Here is a 22,514-nt window from a genome sequence, read left to right as displayed (position 1 = left end):
CATTACAATAACACATGGTAATTAAATATATCCATTTTCTCCCGTCGTTTTTTAAAATTATATATATATTGATTTACCGATGATTATTCCATTCATTTGTATCAAACCTCATGCAGCCTGCAACTGCTTTAATCCCATTTCAATCGCACCAGTTCCACCAAATCCCTGATTAAATAAAAGCGGTACATCATACTTCTTTGCGTATTCTTTTGCTACATCAATAGAAACATGGCCACATGCACCTTTCTGCACTACAATAACATCACATTTTTTTATGACACTACGAAACGTTTTCTTTACACCACCATGATTTTTCCCATCATGAAAAATAACCTGACAATCTCTTTTTTTCGCTAATTTCTCTAATGTTCTACCATTTGAACCACCTAATACTAGAATTGTACTCATTTCCATTCACTCTCCACATCTTTATTTTTTTTATATGTACTTGGTGATACCAATAAAACAATTGTGCATATTAAAATATTCAAGAATATCACACCTACTATCAATACAATTGCGAATACAGGTAACAAAAGCATGAAAATAAAAGCACTTACAATCAAACAGATAAATATAAATCCGTTGCTCATGTCCTCATAACCATCTAAGCCTGTTACAATATCTAAACCGTGCATCCAGACTGTGATACTATCCCAATTTGTGATCAACAGGTATCCACTACCTACTAATAAAGCCCAGCCAAATATTGTCCCTAAAAGTCCCGATCCTCTTCCAGAAGAATATCCTGCAAAATAGTTTGCTGCTGTTCCAAATAATAATCGCATTCTTTTTACCTCCACCTCTATATTATTTAACTAATATATATAAATTTCATTTAACCACAACTTTATTATATCAGAAAATTACGAATATTCAATAAATATTTTAAGTACTCTTTATTTTTTAAAAGGGTTGTGGCTTTCATTCACAACCCTCATTTTTCAATTAATCTACAGGTACTTCTTCTTGTCCGTGTGGTATTTGTTCAATTGGTGTTACAATTTGCGCATATTGATTTACTTGTACTTTAAATTGACGTGGTTCAAGGAAATTCACTTGTTGAATTTGGACTTCAATGTGGTATGTATCTACTTTTTTTCCACGGTCAATTTTGGTAATACGTGCATTGTAAAACTTATCTCCATTTAGGAAATATCTTTGAACAGCTTCTGTAGCAAGCATACGCTCATTACTTGTCATTTTCATTGGCTCAATACCAAATCCAGCCTTTGTAAACAAATAAGGAACATCATAGCTACTATTAGAAATTTTTCGTAGTAAATCTTCTACTGTTTTTGTTTTCGCGATATATTCCTCTTCTTTTGTATCAAACCCCTTTGGTTTATCTCCAAATATCTCTATCTCATCTTGATTTACTTGTTCTTCCTTCTGCTCTTGTGATTTCATCATGTAACGATGCACAGTATTATAAGCAGCAACACCTAGCACTAGCACAATGATTCCGAGTATCACTATGTACTTTTGCGGAAGATTCGCTAACACATTCATTACTTTCTTCATTTCCTCACATCCTAAATCAGTCTATAACATTACGAATTTGCGTCATATGTTGACCTCTTGCTGTGTAGTTTAGACCTGTAATTTGTACACCTTTATTATCACCAATATGAATCATTTTTTGATTCCCCATATAAATGGCAACATGTCCCGGGTTTTCAAAAAATATAAGATCCCCTGGTTGGGCATGATTAATATCTGGTACTTGTTTACCTTGTCCCACTTGAGCACCTGTCCAATCTCCAAGCTGTACACCTATACTGGTTCTAAAGACATATTGTGTAAATCCTGAGCAATCTGAAGTACCACCTGGTGGGTTACGATCCCCTAATACATATCTGACTTTTCCTTGACCTAGCCATTTTTTTGCTTCTGCTAATACCTTTTGTCGTTTGTCATTCGTCATAATAGGAGAACCACCTGATGATAATCCTGGATCATCATTTTTCTTAAAGAATTTCATTGGATCCGTTGGTTGGTCATTAATACGAATTTGGAAGTCTAAATGGACAGCGTATCCATTCATATTAAGTAAACCAGTATCTTTATTATAGTTAGAACCGCCCATCTCCCCAATTATTTGTCCTTTTGTTACCATGGTTCCTGGTGCAACTGATATTTTACTCAAGTGTAAGTAGCGAGATACAATGCCATTTCCATGGTCTACATAAACACCTAAACCACCACCATTTACATTTCCTGTTTGGTTCGTTACAATACCAACTTCCATCGACCACACAGGGTCTCCAGCTTTTCCGGCGGTCATCGCCCCAATATCTACTGCATTATGTTGTTTTCCATTACGAACCGCATCAAATGTATCTGTAATACGACCTGATTTTGTTGGCCATTTCCAACCTTTATCAGATACCCATTCTCCATCTCCAGACGCTACACAACCTAAATCCTTATAATATTTTAAAACTTTAGTAACATACGTGTAGAGTAAACATCCAGCGCCTTATTACATTCCTGTGATAGGTTTCCAAATGTTCCTCCCCGAACCGGACTTACATCTCTCAATGTATCCGGCTCTCCATCTGTCATCTGCATTTTATATCTCACCTTTGTGCCTTTTTACATGACACTCTTTACAGAGTGCGATAGTCTTTCGATTTCTCGCTATCATCTGTTGTTCAAGATATGATTTATTCGACTTTGCTCGTAGATTCTTTAATCTCTTAATGTGATGCATATGTATCACAACATTGCTAGTTCCGCATAGTTCACATGTTTCCGCCTTGATTCTATCTGACAATTTAGTCGTACTCATTACATGTCGAGTATTTGGTAAGATGTCTGTTTCCTTTAGCGATAGATTTCTTGTCATTGGAAACTGCCTTTCAATGAAATGAACTTTATTAATTCCCTTCTTTGTCTCATACTGTACAGTAAAGCGCCCGTACTTTTCGTACTTCTTTCGAATTTGTTTCGTGCGTGTTCTGTATTTTGATGCAAAAGTTTTTAACATTGAATAATACATGAAATATGCAAAGCGGTGCATGTGATTGCTCACATTTTCAGCTAGCCGATAGTAATTATATAACCCCCGAATTTCACTATTATATTGCGTGATAATCTCTAAATCTTCGTTGTGTTGGAAATATCCTCTTGGTTGAGGTTTCCAAGTGCCATCGGCACACATTTTAATGGCTTGATACTTTTGAAGTTTCTTTACCCATGCCTCATGTGGCATTTTTAATTGAATTTTACCGTTAAGTATCCTAGTAACTCTTCCAAGACTGTTAATACGTGTAGCTTCACTTTTAAACACCTTAATTTCAAACCCTAAAAATTTAGCATGTTTCTTGGAGGCATTTGTTATCAAAGTCTTTTCCAAAGATAATTCTAGTTTTAGCTCTTCTTTAAGAAAAGACGCTATTTCATTTTTAATAAAAGTTGCATCTTATTTAGAGCCTATTACTCCAATAATAAAATCATCCGCATATCTTACATATGTGAGTCTTCTATAATTCTCATCCATTGGATTACTATAAGGTGTTTGTAACAACTTCTTTTTCAGAACTTTTTGTTGCTCTTTTAATTCCGTAATTAGTGTTACATCTTCATTTAGATAGGCAGTATCGATTTTCTTTCGAATTTTCCGCTCTTTCTCATGTAAACTTCTATACTCTGTGTTCCTTTGTCGCTTTTTCCCCAACTCAAATCTTTCCTTATACTTCTTCATATAAGTATCTAACTCGTTGAGATAAATATTAGAAAGTATCGGACTGATGATACCACCTTGTGGTGCTCCGCTATAGGTATTATGAAATTTCCATTCTTCTAAGTATCCAGCCCGTAAGAATTTCCAAATCAATTCTATAAACACTTCATCTTTTATTCTCCTCTTGAGAATTGTGACTAGAGTATGATGCTCAATATTGTCGAAAAATCCTTTGATATCTCCTTCGATAAACCATTTACTACCTGTAAATGTACGCTTTATCTCTAATAACGCACTGTGGCAACCCTTGCCTTTTCGGTAACCATGTGATGAATTAGAAAAGTTTGAATCATATATTGCTTCTAGTATCATACGGATAACTTCTTGGACTAATTTATCATAAAAACTAGGAATTCCTAACGGTCTTTTCTTGCCATCTTTCTTTTCAATATAGGTTCTTCTAGATGGATATGGTTGATAGCTTTTACTTTTTAAGACACTTATTAAGCTTTCCACTTCCTTTATTGAAAAACCATCAATAGACCTCTGGTCTACTCCTATTGTTAATGCACCATCATTTTTGCTTAGATTATCATATGCCAATAAAAAGAAATCTGGATTATATAGATTACGATAAAGTCTTGTATATTGATATTCCTTATTAAGACTCTTTGCTCGCAGATTGCTTAGTACTATTTTTGGACATTGCATAGTGCCTTTCGCACCTCCCCAATTTGGTAATAAGCTAACAGACTGCCTTCCTTCGCCCTGTACTAGGCTTTCCCTAGCTCTGACTACTACGAAGGCTCCGTTGTCATATTAGATATTCATGAGCCATACTTCTTGACTCTTACATCTTGAAGTTATCCTCAATAGCCTCGCAGGCATTCTAACTTAGACAATCCCCATTTAGTAAACAAGGAATTTGCACGTATAGTGTCGGATGTGACGTTCACACGTTTCTTCCATATAGAAGTGGGCAACAGATAACCCTATTCATATAAGATGACTCACACTATCTTTATGATATCTGTTGAATCTCGTTTATAAGCATCTTCCGAGACTAGTTACGGTATCCTCCCTTGTGCTATCATTCAAGCAGTTTAGCCTTCATCCTTATCTATACTTTATATCTTGCCGCTCAGTCTTGACTTGATGCTTAGTCAACTCACAGCTTTCTTGGCATGCTGTTGTCCCCTTTCAGTTTCCCTCCAAGGTTAGCCAAGTGATACTAGGTCTTTTAGGGTTGACCTAACAGCTTGCAATCGCCGTGTTTCCTTGCTCCCTTATGGGCGCACATAATCCCCGTAGCACGCATTTACCTTGGTTCGGAAGTTATTTGGATCAGAACAACCAGCTGGATTTAGATGATTCTTACTTCTTGAGAATTCAATGGCTGTTTCCTCTGAATAACCACCTTTTGCTAATGCATAGCTAATGAAGCCTGAGCCAAAATTATAGGACTGCAGGGCAAGAGCTATATCTCCATTCGCCTGTCCTAACACATCTTTAAATTCCAATACACCTGCTTCAATAGAAATATTCGGATCTTTTATGCAACCCATACGTGCATTTCCTTTTACACCTATACAAGATGGACTTAAGTCTCCATAATGTCCCTCTGATGATTGCATCGGGTCATTACCTGCTCCAGCTGATTCCTGCATCATTTGAGCTGCCAGAATACCAACGTATTCAGCGACACCATGTTTTTCTGCCATCTCTTTAATTTTAGGAAGATATCCGGTTACTTTTTCATTAATATTGACAGGTTCTCCTCCTGGACTCACTGCACCTACACACATACCGCCAATAAATCCACCAGTTGGTGCAAGATGTCCATACATTCCTTCTAACATCCCTGCTGCTAGTATCTCACGGGCGCGATCTTTTTGACTCTCACTAAACTTTGCGAGCTCCATCGCTTTTTCTAATCCATGAGAAGAAACTGTTACTTTTTTACTACCACTTGCATTAATTTCATCTATTTTTTTCTTAAAATCTGTATCTCCCAATATCTTTTTTACATCTGGTCCGGAATAACTTTCTGATTTTGTTTTTTGCATCTCCTTTTTCTTTTTTTCACAAGGACCATTTGGCCCTGCCTCACATACCTCTTTTTCCGTATATTCTTCATATTGGATATCCAAGAAATATGATATAGCATCATGCGGATCTTTACCAGTCAAATCATTATCAAACCGCGCCATATCAAAAGCGACAACCTCTTTCCAGTCTACGTTTAGCGCCATTGAAATTTCCATATACTTTTTCACTTGTTCTTCTGTTTTACTTTCATCATCGGTAAATGGTACAAAAGATGCTAAAATAACACATACAGTAATAATAAGAGCCATAATGAGAGCAACAGGTAATCCTACGGCTCCCACAATAGCTCCCACAATTTTCACTACACCAGCTCTTAGCAGTTTGGCAGCAGCTTTCGCTGCAGCCCTTCCTGCTTTTCCTGCCATTTTTGCCATTTTCCCGCTTGCTTTCATCCCTTTTTTCTTAATAAAATGGGAAGTTGCGTCTTTTAAAGGGTTGCTTTTTTTCTGTTCATTTGGATCGTTAGGATTTTGACTCATAGACCTGTCACACCATACTTTCCATTTTCATTATTATTCCTTCTTCTTCGCTGTGCTAAGCGAGGGTTTGGCGCAAATGGAATCAGGTTTTGTGGGTCGTGTTCTGATAAATTCAGCTGGGTCTCTGTACGTACTACTTCTTCCTGTGTATGTGTTACTAAAATTTCTTCTCTTGGTTTAATAATGCTATCCTTTACATCGCAACTTCTTTCAATTCTTTGGTTTGTTTGTAAGCGTGTATCACCTTTTCCAAATGGTGAAATACGTGAAACCGTACCATCTGTTGTGTGAGCAACCATATAACTACGATCTCTTTCTACCACCATTTGTACATTTTGATAACCACCTTGATCTAAGTCAGACATATAAAAATGCCCATTGTCTACCTTGTGATTTACGGTTAGTGGCGGTTCACTAAATGCTGGTTTCTGTTGTAAAGGTCTTTGATTTTGATTTCCTACCAATTGATTTGGGTTTATATTAAAATCACGACTGATACTAATTTTGCCATCACTTGAATCTTGAATATAAGCTGGCGACTCTATAATACCACTCTTATACGGCTTTAATTGTCCACCAGAAATATTTAAATCTTTATAAACAACTTGTCCCTGGTGAACGCGACTATCTCCACTACCATAACGGGATACAACTTGCGTCATACCACTTGAATCTTTTGCTTCAATCCATGATTTATTATTCGTCATAACAAGGCGTACTGCCCCTTCAGTAACCGATTGCTTTCCAGTAGCATCTGTTGTTGTTGGTACCATTCCCTGAATCTCTTGAATTTCTTTTGCTTCTGTTTGAACTGCTTTATTGTAAGGATTATGTTTACTTACCATACGTGCAGTAGCTTGGTAAGCACCTGCACCACCAATTACACCTGCTGCATAGCTTAATCCTTTTGTCACATTGTAATGGCGTTCTGCTGCATTACCTCCTAACGAAGTATGAACGGCAGCTGCAGTTCCACTCATCACTCTTTGTACTGCATTTCCACCAGCCTGCTGAACAGCACTAGACGCATTAAAGTATGCTTGTGATACATTTTCCATACCTTTTGTATGCACGAGATGTTTGGCACCTTCCATCATACTTACACCAACCATCTTACTTTGCTGTGTCATACGTCCCACTGCTGAAGTTGGAATCGTCATTTTCCCAGCACTTTGCGAAATATTTGCTACACTAGCTGATGCATCTGCATACGAGCGCTCAATTTCAGAAACAGACAGATTTCCTGCACGCGCCATACTTGCTTGCGTTTGCGTAGCTGCGAACACAGCTTTATTGATTGCACCACCTGTCGCAACACCGTGTGTACGAACACCTTGAATCGCACTAGTAATTCCAGAACCTACTTGTTGACTCACTGTTCCAAGACTAGCATGACTTTGTAAACCTTTCGTCAATTGCGAAGCAAAGGCACCTTTATTAATATACGATTGATTATGTAGACTCTTACCACTCGTATCTTTTGCCTGTATTGGCATCGCACCCGCTTGTACCGCCGCTTGCTGAGCGACTGCTTTAAATTCATTACCTTTATCATTTAAATGAGATTGCCAAGCTTCTACTTTTTGCGTTTGAGTCATAGTTGGAGACAAGTTTTTCATAAAGTTTGCTTTGTTCTCTGCTGCATATCCTTGTTTGAAGGATTCTGTAGATGCTTGTACTAAGTTCCCGACATTACTTACATCTTTTTGTTTCTGGTTTCCATATCCATTTGCTAAACTATGTGTTTTTACACCATTTACCGCTTTTTGAATGCCCGATACACTAGATACACCCATTGCATTTATATTTGGATTACTTTGTAATTGTTGCGATAACTGAGAAGCAAAAGCTTCCTTATTAGCATAGCTAGTCCCATCTTTTTGTTGCACAACCCCTGCTTGTTTGGCCGCTTTCTGTGCATGTTTTTTAAATCCTTGCACTTTTTGACTCAAGTGTTTGTTCCATGCAGCCTCTTTTTCTTGTTGTGGTACATCTGCAGGGAATTGCTTCATGAATCCAGCCTTATGATCTGCACTATATGCCTTTTTAAATGCAGCAGTGGACGCACCCACAAGTGAGTCTACTTGTCCCATGTTTTGATGGCCACTCTCTAATGTTTCTCCTTTTACTCCTTCAACTGCTTTTCCAACTTTTCCAAGTGCAAGTTGAGAAGCAAAGGCATCTTTATTTACATAGGACTTATCAAACAGGTTGTTGCCTTGCTTATCTTTCGCATCAACTGGCATAGCTCCAGCTTTTGTTGCTGCCTGTTCTGCATGATTTCTAAATCCTTGTACTTTTGAGTTCAGATGGTCATTCCATTTTTTCTCTTTCTCTTCCGCTGACATATTTTCTGGTAATTGACTCATAAACGCATCTTTATGCTCTGCCTCATATCCTTTTTGGAATGCGTTAGTCGCAGCGTTGACTAAATCTCTAGCGTTTCCATATGGTGTAGCATTTTTCTTCATATTTTGTAAATCTTGTTTTCTCTGATTTTTGAAATGAGACATTTGATCACTATTTGTTTTTGCTACTTTTTTTGCAATCTCTGCATCGGATGCACCAGGGAATGCTTGTTTTAAGCGACTCGCAACTGCAGAATCCGGATTATCCGCTTTCCAATTTTCAAAATTTTTTGTAGCTAAATCCTGTGCAATATCTTCATCTGTTAACTCTGGATATTGTTCCCCATTTAACCCTTTATACGTATCTGCACCTTTCTTGACACTCGAACCTATATGTTTTCCTAAGGCTACAGCCCCTTCACCGACTCCAGCAGCAGACCTTCCAGTAACTGCACCAGCAAATCCGCCCGCCTTACTGCCAGCCAATGTCCCTATTGCCATTCCTTCTGGTCCAAGACCAGCTCCTGCTGTCATACCCGCAAGTCCACCAGCCGCTTTACCAATTGAGCTTCCAATTTGACCAGCTTTTAACATACGTGCTGCACGGGATGTTGTACCAACATCTGTCCCTAAATTCGCTCCTAATGCATCTTTTGGGTTATCAGCATCTTCTTTTGTCTTTTCTTTATCCCCCTTAATATCTGGTTTTACTTTTGAATTACGGTAGTCATCACGAACACCTTTAACCAGTCCGGCCACACTTGCTAAAGCCCCCATACCCAACATCGTGCCCGCTCTATGAATGCCATCTGATGCATTAGTACTAAGGCCAATAAAACTTTTCACAATTTCACCAACTGGAATAAACATGGCAAGTAAAAGCAATTTGATTAATGGACTGTTTGCTGCTCCAATAAGAGAAATAATGAGCCATAAGGTAATTGCATGAATTGCTTGTATGAACACTGCTCCTATAAATTCTCGTATCCAATATAATGTCTGTTGTTTCTTTTGTGGAAATAGCCACATACCTACCATTAAAGGACCCATTAACATTAAAACGTATAGTGACACCGCTCGCATTAAATAGTAAAAGTTTGCCCAGACGATGAGACCAGCTTCTACAAACAAACCAAATATAATAAACATATAGTCATTTTCATGACCTTTCAAACCCAGCTCAGTAATGGTAAGTCCAGCCCCACCAAATCCAGTTTCTAGAAATTTAGTACCCTTATCCGGGTCAAAATCCCCCCCACTTACCCCATTGATAGCATCTCTGAACTCTACTATTACCCATGAATTAATTTCAAATATGATTGTATAAAAGTAATCGAGATGCCAAAGGCAAATTGAAATGATCATCAAATCCTTCGCATACTCTATTAATGCAGTTCTATTATTTGGATTAATGGCCGTTGCTGAGTATTTTGCCGCCGTAATAACTACACTGACAAGGACACAAAAGGCAACAAGCTTAAACATTACAGGCATACCTGTGTCTAACACCTTGGTTAGAGAATCACCCGAAAATAAGAAATCTAAGTTTGTCCCTTTTCCTTCTGTTCCCTTTCCTCCAAACACTAAAACCGGTAGCGGATCCAAAGTTGCATACACTGGACTAAGAAAAGCCTTTACCAAATGAATAATGAGCCCTCCGACCCACTCTACTATTTTCTCAAGCATAATTTCACCTTCCTTTTCAAAGGTACGCTATTATCCTGCGTACCCTTGTACTTTCTTCATGTTATTTAAAAGCTCTTGTAGTACCGCTTCATTCGATTCAATGAACATCATTTCTTTATCTGATGGATCTGTTTGAATCCAAACCGAACTATCTCCTATGCGGAAAATCCCTTCACCTTTCCCTGGATTGTTGAGAATAATGTCAAGCTCCCCAGCAGTTAAGTTAAAGTTCTCTTGGATTTTTTTCTTATCAATCTTATTTTGCTCTAAGAAGAAATAAGAGAAAGTAGATTGCAAGATACCACGTGCTTTCACATTTTCTAAAATACGAACAAAGTCCTGACTTGCCCAACACATACCGGCATTTCTTTTACGTGAACGACGTGCTACTTTTTCTAAGAAGTTAACCGTTTGTTCATAGTCGATAAACTGCCACATCTCATCCACATATAACACTTTTCGTTTGATAGCGTGTTCTGGACTCTTAATCCAATGCTCCCAAATATAGTTCAGGATAACGTGGAAGGCGATTGGCTTTAAGAAGCCCTCTTCTAAATGACTAATATTAAAGTTAACAACACGTGATTCATTTAACTGTGTTTCTACACCGCGCCCAAAATTACTTTGTCCATCAAATAATGGTTTTGAACCATCACGTAAGAACGGACGAATCGCAGCAATTAACTCTTCTGCTTTCACATCGTCTCCATGGTTTTCCACTATTACCTCATAAATTTCTTTTAACTCTGGCTCCGGTTTTCTCACTTGAGACTGAATTAATTGTCCATCCACTTTTTTCACTTCATCTGTATATAAAGATGATGGGTGAGAGGTAATACCATGTTTATCGAACACTTCACGAATCGCATCTTCTAGCATTGTACGCTGGAATACATTTAATCCTGGTTGATCAAAATCTTGTCCGCGAATAATAATGTCAAAGAATCCTAGTATTTCATTGATTTTCTCTAAAATAGGTACAAATCTTACATACTTCACGCCATCACGCTCTACGAGTTCTTTCTTATCATATTGTTCAAGCGCTTCTAGCTCTTCATCTTTATCGGTAATTTGAAGTTCTGTCACTGCGATTGCACAAGGATTAATGATAATATTACTTTCAGGTGAAATATTTAAGTTAATACCACCTAGTCGTTTGGTGATTTTTACGAATTCTCCCTCTGGATCTATGATCATCGCATGTGTATCTGCAAGTGATGTTTCACGAGCTAGTTTCATTTTTAAAAGTAAACTTTTCCCGGACCCTGAAATTCCTGTCACACCAATGTTATAGTTTGGTGGACGATAATCTGCATTACCGAATGAATTTAAAAATTCTACTTGTCCAGTAATTTTGTTCTTCCCTATTGGTATACCACCATTAAATCTTCCGGATCCTGATACAAAGGGTGCAAATGTACATAGAGCACGTCTATCGATATTTCGATATGTATCTTGCAGAGTATTTGGTGCACCTAGTGGCATAACAGCTTTCAAACCACTCTTCACACGATTCCAAGTACTTGCTATCTTAAAGTGTGATGCTTGCATTTCATCTTCAATATACTCACATAGAACGTCCAATTCTTTCTTTGATTCGGCATACGCAACACCCATTGTACTCACCATATAGGAATCATTTTCATTGAACTGGATTTCATCCATTAAATTGTTAGTATCTTGAATTTTTGCATCTAAATCTTTTTCTTGGTCAATGTTTCCTCGTGTACGTTGGAAAGAGAGATTCGAACGTAGCATAGTAAGCTGCATATCTAATGATCGCATTGCTTTGGCTTTTGGCTCTTTATGAATATCGATCATCACATCCACTTCCCCAGTTGAAGTTAACATGTTCAACCAATTGGTTTGCATCATACGTGGATACCCATCACGAGGAATATAAAACGGACGGAAGAAGGTATTACTTCCTAAGGATTGTTTAATTACTCCATAATCTTCTGCGTCAATTTTCATTCCTTCTGGAGCAATGACATCAAATACTGTAGTTTGATTGTCTAATTGCGTCGGTATTTCCTCTTCTTCCAACTCTTCCTCCTCTAGTTCCAATTCATCTTTTTCTTCTGCTTCTATTTTTTTCTTTTCCTTTTTCTTTTTTCCGAATAACTTCATAATTACGCCACCTCGTTATTTGATTTTTCTGTCTTTTCTTCCGCTAGTACTTTTTTCAGTAACTCTAGTTTTCTCTCATTCGTCTCACTGGTTGAATATAAGGAGAAATTCTCATTTTCAATTAAGTCCTGGAAACGCGCTTTTACAGCTTTACGACGATTAAACGCTACGTATAAAAGTTCTATTAATTTATCTTTCGTTAACATTTCTACATTAATTTTTGCTTTTGATAGTAGATTTCGAGAAGCATTATAACGACGATATAATTCGTTAAATGCCTTATCTACAATCTTTTCTTCTAATTCGTCCTCTGTATCAGCAGTAATCGTACTAATATCAACCTTGTATGGATAAATTAAATAACGCTTTTGCTCATATCGAGGTTGCGAACGTTGCCAGTACTCTAAGTTATCGATAACTTCTTGACCATATAGTACTGTCTCTGGTGTAAGGTCCTTCGCACCTTTCATCGTTTCTGTCATTTTTCGTACAGGATCTGTTAAATCTACAAACTTACTTTGAATATATACTTTTGTATTAAACTCTAATGTGGTTAACCATGATTCAATTTTGATATCAATCGCTTCTTGTTCCATATTGGAGAGTAAGTAATAATTAACTGGATGCGCTTCTGCAATCAAGACAAATGTATCATCATGATAACGAATCATATGATTATCAATTTCCTTAATGTCTTCTACAAAAGCGTTAAAGAAATCAACATTATCCTCATCAACTTCTGATTCGGCAGGCATATTCTTTTTATTTTTCTTTCCACTTTTTTCAGCAGTGTGTTTCTCTACTCCGCCTTGCTTTTCCCCCTTTTTCTTAGACCCAAACAGCGGTTTTCCGTTCATTTTCCGATAAAAGAAAAATCCTACAATGGCTATCGCCGCAAAATATATCATTTCCAACATCTATAAATTCTCCTTTGCCCATGTAGTTGGCTCGTACCCTTTTCTCCACTTCCCTTTTTCGGAACGGCTACGCATTTTGATAAGTAAAAATCTATCTAGATACATGTGTTGTTTTTCTTTATAAATAAAAGCAAAGGCTATTACACTTACTACCGTTGGTAGAGCTAAAATTAAGCAAATAAAAAACGCTACTACCGCATCAATAGGTGCAAATAGCCGCCATAAAAATGGTACATATAAATAAAGAGCCGCCCCGCCACCTAATAGATAAATCAATTGGCGTTTACTTAATACACCTAACAGCGTTTTTTGTTCCGAAGTCATGTCAACAGGAACAGTTACTTTTCTCATATTGTTTCCTCCCTTGTATAAGAGAAGCTCTCCCCAAATGGAGGAGAGCTTGTACATACTCTTATGTTAGATTGTTGCAACCCAAGCTGCGATGTCGTACGCTTTAATCATGACAAAGCCTCCAATTGCCGCACAAGCTAAACCAATCATAGCTTGTGTACGGTTTTCAGGGTTCTTCCCTTGCGCACCGGAAAGTTTAATAGCTGCGAATACAACACAAGCAACTACCCAAATACTCCCAAAACCAATTAATGTTTTTACAAGGGTATTCATACTATTTTGGACAGTTGCAGCATCGCCTTTACCGCCATTACCACCAAGACCCTTCGTAAAACTACCTTTTGCCAGTAAGAAATCTCCAACTGATGTTGTCATAAGTTTTGCAGACAACCAATTCAACATAATTCCTGCACCTCCGGATGTTTTTGCTCGCAAAACGCAAAAAGACCCCAATACACGCACACGTCCCCTAAGGACATGGCGCATATTGAGGTCTTCTCTTATATGCGAACTGATTAATTTTTATTTTATTGTAAAATCTTATTACTTTCATATTATAGCTATACGATTTTAAAAATACAAGCCCTAATTTACACTTAAAAAATAAAAATAGACTTTTCATGTTCCATTTTTATTTAATTTCTTTGTCTTCTTTGTTTGGATCGTACCCTATCATTTGAATTTGAAAAATATCACTGTTCTTAAGACCTAGAACATTCATTTCTTCTCTCAATGAACGCCATGGTTCTATTTTTATTGATTTTGTAATTTTGTCTCTAAATATATACACATGTACATAGTATACTTCTTTTTTCTTGTACATAATAACCTCTATTTTACTACAATGGGAGAAAATCTTATTAACCACTGCCTCGTCATTATCTCAAGCGTATTGTATGACCTTATCAATCTGTTTGACTCTGATATTACTAACATGTCCTGTATTCCTGATTTCAGAAAACAGACTACTCTCACCTGGCTGTTGGTCTACTTTATTTCCACGCTTTCCTAGTCCCATTGTTATTCCTCACTTTCTCTCAAAAGGTTAATTTTGTTTAAATTTTGCTTAATTTTCATCAATAATTATCTAAAAATTTTAAAATCGATATATAATGAATTTAATTTAAATTAGGAGTGGTTAAAATGTCTGATACAATACGCCTCATTCTTTTCATCCTTATAGGAATTAGTGCTGTATTCTCTTTAATAAAAGAGTTTAAAAAAACTGAGAAAAAAGCACTTTGGATTTCAATAGAATTTTTAGTTCTTTTCTGGGCGATATGGGTAATTGCGAATATCATAATCTAATTTGTAAAGTAATAGTTCTTCTGAATAAAACTCAATATTGCGTCAATACTGTAGACAACCCATTTCTTAACCATATTCCATGATTGGAGCAGTAAGCTTTTGCTAACTGCTCTTTTATTTGTAAAAGGTACTTATTTAACTGGGCACTCATATAATATTCTGAGTTCCTTTCTATATAAAATAGTCGTTACAAAATGAATCTCGTCACGAGAGCACTTTATTTAGTGCTCTTTTTACATATGCTTACCAGAAAGCATTTTTGTTTTAAATAATAGCTTCAAACTACTTGGGCACATTTACCAATTTATTTCCCGCTAAAACCATGTTAAAATCACCTGTGAGTACGACATAACTCAGTCTTATGAAGCCCTGTAACATTTTCTGCGGGGCTTCTTTTTTTCAACAAGCCGTTAGTTAAGTATGCTGAGTACTTTGATTTATAAAATCACTTTTTTGATACATTTATGAAACATTCATGTGTTATCTTCAGTACGTTCTTTTCTTTTTATAATGTCGTGTGAGATATACCATGACTTGAAGCCCTAGACCCCTAATCCTAGGGCTTCTTCATTTAAATAAGGATTTTGTTTAAATCCACCTTAATTCCTACTATTATTTCCCAATATATAAATTCTGTTATAGGTTAGAGGGAATTCTAAAACAAGAAAAAATATAATTAAAATCACAAAATGGGCAACAATCAAAAATTATAAAAAAAAACAGGTAATTGTTTGTAATAACAATTACCTGTTTTTTACCCCTTATATCTATTCTTTATTTTTTAAAATTTCATTAACCTCTTCGACACTTAATTCAGTAGCTTCTGATATCTTCTCTATAGGTACACCAACTTTAATAAAATTATGAATCATCTCTATCTTAGTGGCTGTTCTAGCTTCTTTTGCAGCTTTTTTTGCTGCTTTCTCTTCTGCCGTCTCTATTTCTGATATTCTATCTTTGATTGCCTTCTCTCTCGCCTCATATAAGCGTAAAAAGTCCTTATCACTACTTAAACGCTCCCAATCCTCTATTGCCTTTTTCAAAACTGGATCTTTTTCCATCGCGATTCCCTCCAGGATTGTTGTTAATTTCTCATCTTCATATGCAGGAAATAGTAATAGCCAACGTGCTAATATATCATCCCATGGATCCATTCGATTTTCTTGCCATTCTCGAATTACTTTTGGAATCTCAAGAAAGTGCAATTGCATATTCTCTGAAATTATGTGCTCTGATTTTTTGTTCATGACTACACCGACATTATGAAAGTCTTCTTCTTCTGGAAACAGAATAAAATCCACTATATTAATACAAATGGTTGGTCTTAATTCTATGTACTACATTCCCTGAATCATTTGAGAATAATACATGCCAGCCCAGTAGAACAAAGATCGCTCGATCATGTCTTTTTTGTCGCGAACCTGTATCTCTATATTTAATTTTATACCATTATTAAGAGTAGCTCGCAAATCTAAAATAGACAATTTATCATCCTTTTGCTCCCTTGGGAGATGTGGATCATCTAAATGTAACGAAATGATTTCCTCATCTAAATAGGATTGTAATACCGCATTAAGAAAACCAATGAGTATATCTTCATTTCCCTCTACTCCAAACAACCGCTTGAAAGCAAAATCAACTCGTAAATTTACTAGATTTTTTTTCATAGATGTATTCATATTCTCTTCTACCTTTCTTTTTGTTAATTTAAAACCTTTGTAGTAACTGAATATAAAAAAAGATAGAATTACAAACTCTATCTTTTTTAACCTACTTATTTAACGTATTCCCCGAAAGAATTCTCCTTCCTCAAGCGTGTGAAGGGCGTAGCCCAACGATAGATGGGAGATGAATTTCGGTTTGGCATAGCCAAAAACTTTTGATAAACTAGCTATATGAAGTTCTTTGATAACTTGATATAGAAGGTTGCAGGAAGAAAATAGAGTGCGAAAACCAAGCCATTCGGTTCCTGCGTAAAATATCAACCGTACCAAAAGAGCATCCATGCGTTGGACATCTAGGGGTGGAACACCCCAAAGTAACGCTCAGGGAGACGAAAGGTTACTTTCGTCGTGGAACTGAGAAGCTCCCACTTCAAGCTTTGCTAAGTGGCGAGTAGTTCACGAAAATATCAACCTAATTTATGACTATTAAAGTCCCTTAAACACAGGTTTAAATCCCGCTTGCATTGTATCATCCAGACCTTTCCCTTGTACTGAGTTCCATGCTGCAATAATTACGTTATACCCCTCTTGCTTTAACTTTGTCGCAAAGTCTATAAGAGCTTTTCTTACTTTCTTATTCTCTACTAAATCAGCATCAAACGCTAAATAGACATTTTCTACCCCCATATCCTTTAATACAGGCATAGTAATTCTCCAAGCATTTACACCAGGAATTGCAAGAACCGTTGTTCCTACTTCAGAAAGTTCCACTTTATTAAATCTCTCTGGAATCAAATCAGCAATCAGATCTGCTTTTATAGCCCCCTCTGTTATCATCACTGATTTAGTTTGATGAAGGGTACCAGAATTCCAATGTTTCAAATGAGAACTCGGTACCGCTACATGCACAGGCAGTGGATTTTCACTACCTCCTGCACCAGTTCCTTGATTTTTGTTTGCTGATGAGATCCATAAATATTTTTGCCCTTTATGAATCTTTACAACAATTCGTTCCTCTTGAGATGGAATTTCTACCTTTTTGCTCACTTCTAGTTCACCTTCAAATATACAATCACCATTCTTAGTTATCTTTACAACATTAGGTTGTTCAATTAATTCTGCTTGAACTCCAGTAGGTGCCGATTTCACATGAACTGAGTTTTTCACTTCATCCACACGTACCTGCCATCCAACAATTTGATTATACTGGTTTCGAAAAGGAATCAATATACCAGGGAAGCCTGACATTAAACGAAGAGAAAGCTGACTTTTCTTCATCTCATAAAATCCCGGAATGCCCTGCCAGCAACTTTTTCTCCCAATCTGTTCGAATAGCTTCTCCCAAACGGTCGTATACGTATTATCCCCTTTTAACATAATTTGTTGCTTTAAGAAAGAACGATATTGACGTACTTGTATTTGTTCCTCGCTCATTTTTCTATCTCTTATTAAATGTGCATGATGATGTTCTTGCAATGGTATGAAATCCATTAACTTACGATTAAACACATTTAATTCCTCATTGCTTTTCTTATTATGGATCCGAACTTCATCCACCTCAGGCAATTGATACTTATCTTTTCCATTTATGTAGTGAATGTAGCTTGGATTGCCCGTATTTTTTCCATAGATCCATTTACTTTCTACACGCGTACACGCTACTTTCTCTTGCGAAACATGAAGCATGCAATTGCCTGTATCATGACAAATTGGACACGGAACACGATAAAACTCCCACCAGCTACCTCTTGGATAAGCACTTGTTAAACGGAACTGTCCTTTTTGAATGTTATAATGCATAATCCCCCACCCCTTATATATTGTTTATTATGTATGGAACAACTACCTCCATTAAACTCCTTATACTTCTATTTAGATGCTTTCTTTGTTCTCCTAACCGATATATACAAAATAGTAAATATCACAAACTAAATAATCGTTTTTATGTTCTTGTTCTAGCAAAGTGGATGCTATATATACTTCAAATGCTCTAGCAAATATCTCGTGATTTGTAGACTAATATTTTTTGATTCTCTTTTTATCTAATTTGAATGTTGTATCAAAGTATAGATACCTCAAAACTAGTATTCATTTTATATCTGCCTAAATAATAATTTTTGCCTAATGTAATAATGTGTTTTACCAGTCAAACAGACTTTAAAACAACACAAAAAGGGATTCTTCAAGTCGATTAAAAATGTGCACAGCTAATTTAATAAGCTTTATATACACTAATCGGCTCAAAGAAGCCCTTTCATAATTAAAACAAGACATAACTTGCTTCTACAACTCAACCACAACGCATAAGGTGTGGGAATAAACGGAATCAAATAAACAATAAATATAGTTCCATGTTAATAAATTCATACAAAAATTTCAACAACTTTATGTTTCCTTCACCCACTCCTTTCTACCTTTCAGTGAATATTTTTGTACAACCATATGTTTCTACCGTTTCAAATTGCAATCCTAGATCTTGCTCTCTTATAATAGCTCATGCATATCCCACCAATCCCATTAATCGTCCCCCTGATACTATCTAAAAGTTATCATTGTTTTATATATGCTATTTCAGGCTAACTTTTAGATGGATTCAAGGTATGATTTTAATGATTTTTCACATCACTTCCCTGCATCTTCTAAAAGTATCAACTTTTAGACGGACAAAAAGAACCCTTCTCTTTCGTTGTGTTCATTTGTTTAAATGGGCTAATCTATTAATTATATTAAATTCATTAATTCGACTATTACACATTATCGTTTTATTCATATACTATATTAGATTGCTAGAAAGGAGGCGTAACCATGGATAGTTGCGTTGTGTTTGTAAACGGACAACCTTTTTTAGTTCTTTCAGTCGCTGGTATCGAAATTGCTAGATTAGAGATTTCTCTCCAAGTAGCATTAGCTTTAAGAGTGCTCGGAATACCAATTTGCGATTAATTAACGTACCGCTAAAAAAGAGGGCATTAGCTCTCTTTTTTTATTTTCCCCCTTATCTTTTCTTAACAATAAACAAGACGCCATCCAGATCACGGCAGCGCCTACAATAATTGCTATACATTTTTTAAAATTCATTTTTCCTCACATTATTTATTTCTTTGCTTCCATACCCCATTCTCTTTTCGATAAGTATTCTTGCCATCCATGAAGTCAGCTGTATTACCAGGAATGCTATATTTCTTATTCTTTTTCTTAGCCTTCTTCTTCAGCCTTTTCTCTTCTTGAATAGCTTGTAAATCCGCTTTCCATTGTTTCAACAAATCCTTTTCACGTCGCATCGAATTTGTACCCCTCGGATTAAAATGAGAACCAAATAACTAGATTCTACCTATTTATATAGATATCCTTTAATCCAAATGTCCATTTTGTTCAAATTTACGTTTATTTATCACCAATTTATGGTTATCCTTCTAAATAGACCAACAATATTATAAAATTCTTTATATACCCTTAGGAGATCTATCATGTTCAACTTTCGTGCAATACTACTCATCTTAGGATTCATTTTGTTTTTATATGGATTCATCGCTTTAGTGTTATTCTTACAGTGTAATATCTATTTAAAAAATATGCCCACCTTATTCAATGTAAAAAGAGCATCCACGTCAGTAGATGCTAAAATTTGTTAAGGGAAATTCCCCAATGAGCATTGAATAGGATATAAGCCGTTAGCTTGTCCTACACTATACTATATGATTTCTATATTAAAATGGTTCATCAAAACGACAACTTATACAGGTGCCCTTTCATAAACACAGGAGTTTCACTAAAACGCTACAATACGCTAGAAATAAATGATTGTTTGGTGTCATATCATTTCTATGCCCCCTAATATTTAATGTGTAATTTCTATATAGCAAAGAAAAAAGCATCCGAGTTGGATGCCTAATGTATACTAATATTAATATTGAATAGTTTCATTGATAGACTTTCTAGAACAATAAATATACTAGCTGAAACTGATCTATATCCGATATTCTTTCCTGTAACATTAATAGTAATCTCCTCTAAATGGGTTTTCACATCGTCTTTTTCAAAAATTTTATCTTCGACCTTTTCAACTATTGCTACATTATCCACTTCTTTAAAAGTTTTCAGTAATTTTGCTTCTAATAAAGTAAAATCAAAATTTTCATCTTTAACCACATCAAATTTTATTTTCATTTTTCTTTCCCCATTTTTAACTAGTTAATATTTTAACATCAATATAATTATATATATTTGTATTAAATGATTCAAAAAATATGTTTTATCAACTTGCTCATAGTTAACCTATCTAATAGAGCGCGAAAAATAAAAACCGGAAGAAGTTCCTCTTCAAAGGTCAAAATCACTTACAACCTTCTCCAAGCCACCGCATCATGTAATTTTTCAGCTCATATTAGCTATGCGTTATACGTTACCGTGACATTATCGCATAAAAACGTTTCACTTATAGGTGTACTAATCCTCTTCGATATGCGGTTGTCAGAGGGCATGTACATAGAACTTATCGCTATTTTCATAATTATGGATTTAACAGATACCCCTTTAAATACATTGCACTGGAGAGATTAGCTAGGTTCGGCATTAGTTGCAGCAATTGTATCTGTAGAGATTTTTACTTTAAGTAACTTGAATTTAAAATAAATTCCCCGTCAATACTGTATGTAGGCTGTATGCCACAACTCATTTGAAGTAGTTTCTTTGTATCTCCTTGTATTGAGCAGTTAGCTTTTGCTAGCTGCTCTTTTAGTCGTGACTATTATTGACAAGCTTTCATACAATATATTCATTCCGTTTTTATAAATTAAGCTCGCCACTTGAATTATAAAAATGGGATTAAAATCTATAACTTTTTCAGGAATCATACATATTTTATTTCTGAAAAAGTGCTTTATTTTACTGAAAGGTGGTTCCGGAAACAACCGTCTTTTTGTTTATGACAAAAGGATTATTTTTTTAAAATTTTATCTACATATGACTAATAAATATCTTATAATTGTTATATATAAAATATTTTGTTTAGGAGCAGATAAAATGCCATTTACACTCGAACTTATTCTTCTCATTCTATTAGCAATTAGTGCTGTTGGCTATTTGATAAAAGAATTTCAAAAAACTAAGAAAAGAAACCTTGGAATATCACTAGAATTTTTAGTTCTTTTCTGGTCAATATGGAGAATAACGACTATCATAATCTAATTTGTAAAATATAATCTCCCATGAATAAAACTCAATATTTCGTCAATAATGTATATGACATTAGATTTTCTCCTTGCTCCCCCTTGGAGAACCGAGTAGTTAGCTTTTGCTAACTGCTCTTTGTTTGTAAAAATACACTCAATTGACAAGAAGTGCATATACTATTTTGCGTTCCTTTCTTTATAAAATAGTGGTTACAAAATGGATCTCGTCACAAGAGCACTTTATTAAGTGCTCTTTTTTGGTATTAAACTAAAAAAAATGAAATTTTTTATGAAAATAGCCTTTTTATTTAAGATAATAGCCCTAATCAATTGAACAAATACACCATTTATTCATCACTAAATCCATGTTAAAATCTCTTGTGAGTACGACGTGGCTCAATCTTATGAAGCTATGTAACATTTTCTGCGAGGCTTATTTTTTTTCAACAAGCCGTTAGTTAATTGTGCTGACTACCTTGATGTAGAAAATTACTTTTTTAATACATTTATGAACCATCATGTGTTATCTTCATTACGTTCTTTTTTTATAATGTCGTGTGAGATATACCATGACTTGAATCCCTAGACTCCTAATCCTAAGGCTTCTTCATTTAAATAAGGATTTGGTTAAAAACTTACATACAAATGTTTTTCATTATATAA

General features: G+C 35.6%; 15 protein-coding genes and 5 pseudogenes. 2 read left to right on the top strand and 18 right to left on the bottom strand.

The features are described 5' to 3' along the window. Window positions 1-108 precede the first annotated feature (108 nt). The 13 genes and pseudogenes from MKO96_RS15030 to MKO96_RS14975 form a co-directional block, all read right to left on the bottom strand. Window positions 109-414, bottom strand: coding sequence for a DUF2325 domain-containing protein (locus MKO96_RS15030; RefSeq protein ID WP_137035848.1), 306 nt, complete (start codon window positions 412-414; stop codon window positions 109-111). Beyond that, window positions 405-788, bottom strand: coding sequence for a hypothetical protein (locus MKO96_RS15025; protein WP_240587943.1), 384 nt, complete (start codon window positions 786-788; stop codon window positions 405-407). The genes MKO96_RS15030 and MKO96_RS15025 overlap by 10 nt, the downstream gene beginning before the upstream one ends. A 160-nt stretch (window positions 789-948) precedes the next feature. After that, window positions 949-1,524 carry a hypothetical protein gene (locus tag MKO96_RS15020; RefSeq protein ID WP_240587942.1) on the bottom strand — a complete coding sequence of 192 codons (576 nt, stop codon included), beginning with the start codon at window positions 1,522-1,524 and terminating at the stop codon, window positions 949-951. Window positions 1,525-1,540: 16 nt separating this feature from the next. Next, window positions 1,541-2,464 (bottom strand): annotated as a pseudogene (locus MKO96_RS15015) (NlpC/P60 family protein); the annotation flags it as partial. Beyond that, complete coding sequence (locus tag MKO96_RS29395) at window positions 2,440-2,574, bottom strand: hypothetical protein (RefSeq protein WP_276314188.1); 135 nt, start codon at window positions 2,572-2,574, stop codon at window positions 2,440-2,442. The pseudogene MKO96_RS15015 and the gene MKO96_RS29395, both read right to left, overlap by 25 nt. A 1-nt stretch (window position 2,575) precedes the next feature. After that, window positions 2,576-4,399, bottom strand: a pseudogene (locus MKO96_RS15010) (reverse transcriptase/maturase family protein). A gap of 587 nt (window positions 4,400-4,986) precedes the next feature. After that, window positions 4,987-6,276, bottom strand: a pseudogene (locus MKO96_RS15005) (lysozyme family protein); the annotation flags it as partial. Next, on the bottom strand, window positions 6,273-10,310 hold the full coding sequence (locus MKO96_RS15000) for a TrbL/VirB6 family protein (protein ID WP_240587941.1): 4,038 nt from the start codon (window positions 10,308-10,310) through the stop codon (window positions 6,273-6,275). The gene MKO96_RS15000 and the pseudogene MKO96_RS15005, both read right to left, overlap by 4 nt. A 30-nt stretch (window positions 10,311-10,340) precedes the next feature. After that, the gene (locus MKO96_RS14995) at window positions 10,341-12,440 is read right to left on the bottom strand and encodes a VirB4 family type IV secretion system protein (protein ID WP_240587940.1); all 2,100 of its coding nucleotides are present in this window, start codon (window positions 12,438-12,440) and stop codon (window positions 10,341-10,343) included. A gap of 2 nt (window positions 12,441-12,442) precedes the next feature. After that, window positions 12,443-13,357 (bottom strand): hypothetical protein, encoded by a 915-nt coding sequence (locus MKO96_RS14990; RefSeq protein ID WP_240587939.1) that lies wholly within the window; start codon window positions 13,355-13,357, stop codon window positions 12,443-12,445. Then, window positions 13,358-13,708, bottom strand: a complete 351-nt coding sequence (locus MKO96_RS14985) for a PrgI family protein (protein ID WP_240587938.1) — start codon at window positions 13,706-13,708, stop codon at window positions 13,358-13,360. A gap of 66 nt (window positions 13,709-13,774) precedes the next feature. Continuing rightward, entirely contained in the window at window positions 13,775-14,194 is a 420-nt protein-coding gene (locus MKO96_RS14980; protein ID WP_016089780.1) for a hypothetical protein, read from the bottom strand. Window positions 14,195-14,339: 145 nt separating this feature from the next. Continuing rightward, window positions 14,340-14,531 carry a hypothetical protein gene (locus tag MKO96_RS14975; protein ID WP_240587937.1) on the bottom strand — a complete coding sequence of 64 codons (192 nt, stop codon included), beginning with the start codon at window positions 14,529-14,531 and terminating at the stop codon, window positions 14,340-14,342. Window positions 14,532-14,851: 320 nt separating this feature from the next. On the opposite strand from MKO96_RS14975, the gene MKO96_RS14970 reads away from it, so the two are divergent. Beyond that, window positions 14,852-15,016 (top strand): hypothetical protein, encoded by a 165-nt coding sequence (locus MKO96_RS14970; protein ID WP_016089783.1) that lies wholly within the window; start codon window positions 14,852-14,854, stop codon window positions 15,014-15,016. Window positions 15,017-15,783: 767 nt separating this feature from the next. Here MKO96_RS14970 and MKO96_RS14965 read toward each other — a convergent pair. The 3 genes and pseudogenes from MKO96_RS14965 to MKO96_RS29390 form a co-directional block, all read right to left on the bottom strand. Further along, window positions 15,784-16,695 (bottom strand): annotated as a pseudogene (locus tag MKO96_RS14965) (Rpn family recombination-promoting nuclease/putative transposase). Window positions 16,696-17,166: 471 nt separating this feature from the next. Next, entirely contained in the window at window positions 17,167-18,480 is a 1,314-nt protein-coding gene (locus tag MKO96_RS14960) for a DUF3854 domain-containing protein (RefSeq protein WP_240587936.1), read from the bottom strand. A 13-nt stretch (window positions 18,481-18,493) separates the two neighbouring features. Further along, window positions 18,494-18,750 (bottom strand): annotated as a pseudogene (locus MKO96_RS29390) (LPD1 domain-containing protein); the annotation flags it as partial. A gap of 735 nt (window positions 18,751-19,485) precedes the next feature. On the opposite strand from MKO96_RS29390, the gene MKO96_RS14950 reads away from it, so the two are divergent. Beyond that, entirely contained in the window at window positions 19,486-19,623 is a 138-nt protein-coding gene (locus tag MKO96_RS14950; protein WP_000376554.1) for a DUF3956 domain-containing protein, read from the top strand. 146 nt (window positions 19,624-19,769) lie between these two features. Here MKO96_RS14950 and MKO96_RS14945 read toward each other — a convergent pair whose 3' ends face one another. Continuing rightward, entirely contained in the window at window positions 19,770-19,961 is a 192-nt protein-coding gene (locus MKO96_RS14945) for a hypothetical protein (RefSeq protein WP_061654973.1), read from the bottom strand. A 607-nt stretch (window positions 19,962-20,568) separates the two neighbouring features. Next, window positions 20,569-20,847, bottom strand: coding sequence for a hypothetical protein (locus tag MKO96_RS14940; RefSeq protein WP_087953947.1), 279 nt, complete (start codon window positions 20,845-20,847; stop codon window positions 20,569-20,571). Between the last annotated feature and the right edge of the window lie 1,667 nt (window positions 20,848-22,514).

The organism is Bacillus sp. ES1-5, assembly GCF_022487605.1.
In the GTDB taxonomy this organism is placed as follows: Bacteria; Bacillota; Bacilli; order Bacillales; family Bacillaceae_G; genus Bacillus_A; species Bacillus_A wiedmannii.
Note: the sequence above shows the minus strand (reverse complement) of the source record. Positions and strands in the feature narration are given on the sequence as shown.